Origin of the sequence: Pantoea sp. CTOTU46764 (assembly GCF_031974595.1) — a bacterium.
Lineage (GTDB): Bacteria > Pseudomonadota > Gammaproteobacteria > Enterobacterales > Enterobacteriaceae > Pantoea > Pantoea trifolii.
In genome coordinates this window covers 1-6,527 of record NZ_DALYOQ010000023.1, presented here as the reverse complement: position 1 = coordinate 6,527, position 6,527 = coordinate 1, and the positions used below count along the sequence as shown (strand labels likewise).

Here is a 6,527-nt window from a genome sequence, read left to right as displayed (position 1 = left end):
CTATCGATGGAACTGATGCACTCAGGCGCAACTTTTCGCCGTTCGTTTAAGCTCGGCGTTTTCTGTGCGGGCATGGCTTTACTTTACAGTTCTCAACTTTTAGCGGCCAGTGAGGCGTTAACCCGCGCGGGGCAAATCACCTCAGCAGGTTTAGCGCAACAGCAAGAACTGCCTTCATTAACCGGTGAGGTGGCGGAACCCGCTCTCGCTAATGTCCCCGATTTTCTGACCATCAACCAGGCGGTGCAGCGCGCCATTCAGTGGCATCCCGATATCGCGCAGGCGGTAGGGAAAATGCTGGAGCAGGCCAATCAGGTTGATGTGGCGAAAGCCAAATATTATCCGCAAATCAGCGCGGGCATGAACAACGGCTACAGCAACGCTTACAGCGAAAAGGGCTTCAGCCCGTCGTTTGTGCTGTCGGTTTCACAGATGCTGTATGACTTTGGCAAGGTCAGCAGTTCAGTGCGATCCGCCGAAGCGGGCGTGGCGCAGGAGCAGGCCAACGTGCTGGTGAGCATTGATACTGTGGCGCATGATACCGCCGCAGCGCTGGTGGAAGTGCAGGGTTATCAGCAACTGGTGATCATTGCGCAACAGCAGCTCACGGCGTTGAGCAAGATTGGCGATCTGGCGCGCCAGCGTAATGAAGAGGGCGCGGCATCGCTTTCGGATGCCACGCAAACCGATGCGCGTATCGAAGGCGCACGCACCACCTTAACGCAGTATCAAGCCAACCTCGACCGCTGGCGCGCCACGCTGGCGACCTATCTTGGCTGGCCGCTGGTGAAAAAAGTCAGCGACGATTTCCCCACCAAACTCACCCAATCCTGTCAGGTGGCGAAAGCCGATGACAAGCTCAATCCATCAGTGCTGGCCGCCTGGGCGCAGGCTAATCAGGCGCAGGCCAGGCTCGATAATGCCAACGCGCAAAACATGCCAACCATCTCGCTGGAACCGCAGGTGACGCATTATCTCAACAATCACTACTCCGGCAGCGAAACGCTGGATCGCACGCAATATTCGGCATTTGTGAAAGTGGAAATGCCGCTTTATCAGGGCGGCGGCATCACCGCCAGCCGTGACGCAGCCGCCAATGCGCTGCAGGCGGCCAATGCCGCGGTTAACTCGGCGCGGCTTAAAGCGCGTCAGCAGCTGAGCGAGTCGCAAAACGAATCGCAAAGCCTGTCGCTCAGCCTGGCGATCATGGGACGGCAACAGGCGCTGGGCGAGAAAACCCAGTCGCTCTATCAGGATCAGTATCTGCAACTCGGCACGCGTCCGCTGCTGGATGTACTCAACGCCGAGCAGGAAGTGTTCCAGACCCGTTTCACGCTTCAGCAAACTATCAGTCAATTACGCTCACTGCAGCTCGATTGCCTCTACAGCACCGGGCATATGCGGTCGGCGTTTGCCTTGAATAATCAGCGGATCCAGTCCGTGGAGATCCAGCCATGACGCAATTACAGATTCCCGACGCGCCCGACAGCGCGTCCGGGGGAAACGTGCCCTTACACGGATGGGCCACCGCGATCATCCTGATTGCCACCCATTATCGTTTACCCTGTTCGCCAGGCATGATCATGGCCGCTGCTGAATGGCAGGGCAAACAGTCGCGCGATAAAGCATTGCGCCATCTGGCGCGTCAGGCCGGTTTATCGTTGCAGCTGTATGAAGAGAACAAGTGGGAGATCACCAGCTGGCGCTTGCCGCTGGCGATCGAACTGGCCGACGGTCAGGTGGGCGTGATCACCCAGTTTGATGGCGATGATGAAGTGCGGGTGCATTTCGCCGGTGATGAACAGCCCGCACCGATTGCGCTGGAAACCTTGCTGCCGGGAATCCGTTTTGCCGCCGCGCTGCGTCCGGTTACCGCAGCCAAAGACAGCCGTGTCGATCGCTATCTCGCCACGGTGAAACCGGATTGGCTGCGCCGTCTGGTGCTGCACGATCTGCGGCCTTATGGCTACGTGATGCTCGGATCCTTCCTGATCAACCTGCTGGCGCTAGTCGGCATTATCTTCTCGATGCAGGTGTACGATCGGGTGATTCCGGCGCAGTCCTATCCCACGCTCTACGTGCTGTATATTGGCGTGATCATCTCGGTGGTGTTCACTTACATCCTGCGCGTCGGGCGCGATCACGTGACCGATCTGCTGGGTAAGCGCGCCGATATGCGCGTCTCCGATCGGGTATTTGGGCACGCACTGCGGCTGCGAAACAGCGCGGTGCCGCGTTCGACCGGCACCTTTATCTCGCAGCTGCGTGAGCTGGAAGCGATCCGCGAAATGGTCACCTCAACCACAGTGACCGCGATTGTTGATATGCCGTTCTTCCTGCTGTTCATGCTGGTGATGGCGATTATCGCGCCGCAGCTGGCGTGGATTGCGCCGGTGGCGGTGCTGCTGATGATCTTGCCGGGCGTGCTGAGCCAGAAAAAGCTTTCGAAGCTGGCGCAGCAAAACCTGAAAGAGTCGACGCTGCGTAATGCGGTGCTGGTGGAGAGCGTGCAAGGGTTGGAGGATATCAAGCTGATGCAGGCGGAAGATCGCTTCCTGCAACAGTGGAACAGCTACATTCGCATTACCGCGCAATCCGGCGTAGAGATGCGCAAAGTGATGCACTCGTTGATTACCTGGGGCGTCACCGTGCAGGGCTTGGTGTATGCCAGCGTGATTGTGATCGGTGCGCCGATGGTGATCAACGGCGACATCACCACCGGTGCGATTGTGGCGGCGTCGCTGCTCTCTTCCCGCATGATTGCGCCGATGGCCACGCTGTGCGGCGTGCTGGCGCGCTGGCAACAGGTGAAAGCGGCGAAAGGCAGTCTTGATGCGCTGATGAATTTGCCGGTGGAAAACAGCAAAGATGAAACGCGCATCCACACGCCGGTGCTGTTTGGTCACTACCAATTCACCGACGCAATGTTCCGTTACTACACCGATTCGCTGAACATCGCGCTGCGCATTAAAAGCCTGACCATCAAACCGGGCGAGCGCATTGCGGTGCTGGGACGTAACGGATCGGGCAAATCAACCTTGCTGCAGGCGATGATCGGCGGCATCGATTTGGTCGGCGGTGAACTGCGGCTGGATAACCTCAGCCTGCCGCACATAGATGTAGCGGATGTGCGGCGCAACGTGGGCCTGCTGACGCAAAACGCGCGCTTGTTCCACGGCACGTTACGAGAAAATCTCACCATGGGCGCGGCGCACGCCACTGATGATGCCATCTTCGGCGCACTCACCGTCAGCGGCGGCGCGGATTTCATTCGTCGTCTGCCGCTCGGCCTTGATCATCCGATCATGGAAGGCGGCGTTGGGCTTTCTGGTGGTCAGCGTCAGTCGCTGCTATTGGCGCGCATGCTGCTGCGCGATCCCAACATTATCCTGCTGGATGAGCCGACGGCGGCGCTTGACGATCATACCGAGAAAGAGTTTATCGAACGGCTCGGACAGTGGCTCAACGGCCGCACCTTGATCGTGGCGACGCACCGTGCGGCGATCCTCGCGTTGGTGGATCGTGTGCTGGTGTTGAAAGAGGGACAACTGGTGATGGATAGCCCGAAAGAGAACGCCTTGCCGGCACCGCGTGCGAACGGCATTCCGCCGGAGGCGCAATCATGATCAAACAATTACCGGCAAGACTGCGTTTAGTCACGGCGGCAGAAGTGGATTCCTCCGACGATCTGCTGGGTGAACTGCGATCCGAAACCCATTACACCGGCGCGGTGCGACTGATCGTCATCAGTACCGCACTGATCCTCGTTACGGTGATTTGGGCATGGTTTGGCGTGCTGGATGAAGTCTCAACCGGTACCGGCAAAGTGATCCCCAGTTCGCGCGATCAGGTGCTGCAATCGTTGGAAGGCGGCATTCTCACCGAGCTGTATGTGCATGAAGGCGATCAGGTGCAGGCTGGACAAGTGGTGGCACGTCTGGATGCCACGCGATCGGAATCTAACGTTGGCGAAAGTGCGGCGCGCTATCGTGCGGCATTGGCTGCCGCCTCGCGCCTCAATGCGGAAGTGAACGATCAGCCGCTGAGTTTCCCGGCGGAGCTGAATAAGTTTCCCGATCTGATCGCCTCAGAAACGCGGCTGTATAAAACCCGCCGCGCGCAGCTGACTGATGCCACCGCGCAGTTCAAAGAGTCGCTGGCGCTGGCCAACCGCGAGCTGGCCATCACGCAGCGCCTGGCGAAAACCGGCGCCGCCAGTAGCGTGGAAGTGCTGCGTTTGCAGCGCGATAAGTCGGATCTGGAGCTGAAACTCACCGATATGCGTTCGCAATATTACGTGCAGGCGCGCGAGGAGCTGGCGAAAGCCAATGCCGAGGCAGACAGCATGGCGCAAGTAGTGAGAGGACGCGAAGACACGGTGACGCGATTAACCATCCGTTCGCCGATGCGCGGTATCGTGAAAAACATCAAAGTCTCGACCGTGGGCGGCGTGGTGCCACCGAATGGCGAGCTGATGAACATCGTGCCAATGAACGATCGGCTGCTGATTGAGGCACGCCTGTCACCGCGCGATATCGCCTTTATTCATCCCGGCCAGCGGGCGGTAGTGAAGATCTCAGCTTATGACTACGCCATTTATGGCGGCCTGAACGGTGTGGTGGAGAGCATCTCGCCGGATACCATTCAGGATGAGGTTAAGCCGGAAATTTACTACTACCGCGTCTTTATCCGCACCGATAACGACTATGTGCAGAATAAAGCCGGTAAGCGCTTCTCTATCAGTCCTGGGATGGTTTCTACCGTGGATATCAAGACCGGTGAGAAGACGGTGATGGATTATCTGATTAAGCCTTTCAACAAAGCCAAAGAGGCGATGCGGGAGCGGTGATTGATGCTGTCCGATTGCAGGGCGCTAAAATCTCCGCGATAATCGCGCCAATCAATCCCTTCCTCGTCGGGCCTAACGACGCGGAGGGGATTTTTTATTTATCTCCTAAACTGGTGAAACGATTACCGCCTTAATGAGGACGAATTATGTATAACACCCTGGGCAATCAGTACGATAACTCCCTGGTTTCTAACGCCTTCGGTTTCATGCGCTTCCCGCTGAACTTCCAGCCATACGACAGCGACGCTGAGTGGGTGATCACCGGTGTTCCTTTCGATGCCGCAACCTCAGGCCGTCCGGGCAGTCGTTTAGGGCCGGGCGCGATTCGTCAGATCTCAACCAACCTGGCGTGGGAAGGCTGCCGCTGGCCGTGGGACTTCGATCTGCGTCAGCGTCTGAACGTGGTGGACTGCGGCGATTTGGTTTATGCCTTCGGCGATTCACAGGATCTCTCTGACAAACTGCAGGCGCACGCCGAGAAACTGCTGGCAAACGGTAAGCGTATGCTGACTTTTGGCGGTGACCACTACGTTACGTTGCCGCTGCTGCGCGCGCACGCTAAGCACTTCGGCAAAATGGCGCTGGTGCATTTCGATGCGCATACCGATACCTATTCCAATGGCCCAACCTTCGATCACGGCACCATGTTCTTCACCGCGCCGAAAGAGGGTTTGATCGATCCGCAACACTCTGTGCAGATCGGCATTCGTACCGAATTCGATAAGAGCCTCGGCTTCAACGTGCTGGATGCCGCGCAGGTCAACGACCGCAGCGTTGATGACATTCTGGCGGAAGTGAAGCGCACCGTTGGCGATCTGCCGGTGTATCTGACCTTCGATATCGACTGCCTCGATCCCGCTCATGCACCGGGCACCGGTACGCCAGTGATTGGCGGTCTGAGCAGTGATAAAGCCACTAAGCTGATTCGCGGTTTACAGGGCATGAACATCGTTGGCATGGATCTGGTGGAAGTGGCGCCGGGCTACGATCACGCCGATCTAACCTCGCTGGCAGCAGCCACACTGGCGCTGGATATGCTGCACGTGCAGGCGGCAAATAAAGGTTAATCCTTTTGCTTGCGGCTACACTTACTGGCGGTTAATTAATCAGCGGAGGCGACTATGGGTTTACTGGACGATTTAGTGGGATCGCTGGGAAACAGCAACGGAAGCGGGCAGAGTAATCAGCTGCAACAGCTGATGGCTATCTGGAACTGGGTACAGGAGCAGGGCGGCGTCGAAGTGCTGCTGCAGAAATTTCAGCAGGGCGGACTTGGGCAGGTGCTGAATAGCTGGCTTGGCAGCGGCAGTAATCAGTCGGTTGATGGCGGCGAGATTCAAAATGCGCTTGGCCAGGATCAGCTGCAGTCGCTGGCGGATAAGCTTGGCACCGATGTCAATGGTGCGTCCGGTACGCTGGCCGCTTTGTTGCCGCAGGTGATTGATAAGCTGTCGCCGCACGGCCACATCGATACGTCGAACACCCAGGATTTGGGTGCGATGGTGGATGGGCTGTTTAAGCGTTGATTATTGCTTGCTTGATCTTTGCTTGCTGTCCCCCATCCCGGCCTTTCCCCGTTAACGGGGGAAGGAGATGTTGCTATATGCAGCCTCTGAGCGTACATATTGCAGCATCTTCCTCCCCCATTTATGGGGGAGGACCGAGGAGGGGGACAGCC

General features: G+C 57.7%; 5 protein-coding genes. All 5 read left to right on the top strand.

The genetic code is table 11. From position 1 onward, the window contains the following. Positions 1–6 precede the first annotated feature (6 nt). The 5 genes from RTM06_RS10310 to RTM06_RS10290 all read left to right on the top strand — a co-directional run bounded on the left by RTM06_RS10310 (position 7) and on the right by RTM06_RS10290 (position 6,375). Entirely contained in the window at positions 7–1,458 is a 1,452-nt protein-coding gene (locus RTM06_RS10310) for a TolC family outer membrane protein (RefSeq protein ID WP_312181922.1), read from the top strand. Beyond that, positions 1,455–3,626: a type I secretion system permease/ATPase gene (locus RTM06_RS10305; RefSeq protein ID WP_312181921.1), complete on the top strand. Its 2,172-nt coding sequence runs from the start codon at positions 1,455–1,457 to the stop codon at positions 3,624–3,626. The genes RTM06_RS10310 and RTM06_RS10305 overlap by 4 nt, the downstream gene beginning before the upstream one ends. Beyond that, positions 3,623–4,849, top strand: coding sequence for an HlyD family type I secretion periplasmic adaptor subunit (locus RTM06_RS10300; protein ID WP_312181919.1), 1,227 nt, complete (start codon positions 3,623–3,625; stop codon positions 4,847–4,849). The genes RTM06_RS10305 and RTM06_RS10300 overlap by 4 nt, the downstream gene beginning before the upstream one ends. Before the next feature lie 146 nt (positions 4,850–4,995). Further along, complete coding sequence (speB, locus tag RTM06_RS10295; RefSeq protein ID WP_007890305.1) at positions 4,996–5,916, top strand: agmatinase; 921 nt, start codon at positions 4,996–4,998, stop codon at positions 5,914–5,916. A 54-nt stretch (positions 5,917–5,970) separates the two neighbouring features. Beyond that, the gene (locus RTM06_RS10290; RefSeq protein ID WP_312181916.1) at positions 5,971–6,375 is read left to right on the top strand and encodes a YidB family protein; all 405 of its coding nucleotides are present in this window, start codon (positions 5,971–5,973) and stop codon (positions 6,373–6,375) included. The last annotated feature ends 152 nt before the right edge of the window (positions 6,376–6,527 follow it).

Excerpts from the sequence above, each read along its gene's own strand:
- speB (WP_007890305.1), top strand. The coding sequence starts at position 4,996 with ATGTATAACACCCTGGGCAATCAGTACGATAACTCCCTGGTTTCTAAC.
- RTM06_RS10305 (WP_312181921.1), top strand. The coding sequence starts at position 1,455 with ATGACGCAATTACAGATTCCCGACGCGCCCGACAGCGCGTCCGGGGGA.
- RTM06_RS10290 (WP_312181916.1), top strand. The coding sequence starts at position 5,971 with ATGGGTTTACTGGACGATTTAGTGGGATCGCTGGGAAACAGCAACGGA.
- RTM06_RS10300 (WP_312181919.1), top strand. The coding sequence starts at position 3,623 with ATGATCAAACAATTACCGGCAAGACTGCGTTTAGTCACGGCGGCAGAA.
- RTM06_RS10310 (WP_312181922.1), top strand. The coding sequence starts at position 7 with ATGGAACTGATGCACTCAGGCGCAACTTTTCGCCGTTCGTTTAAGCTC.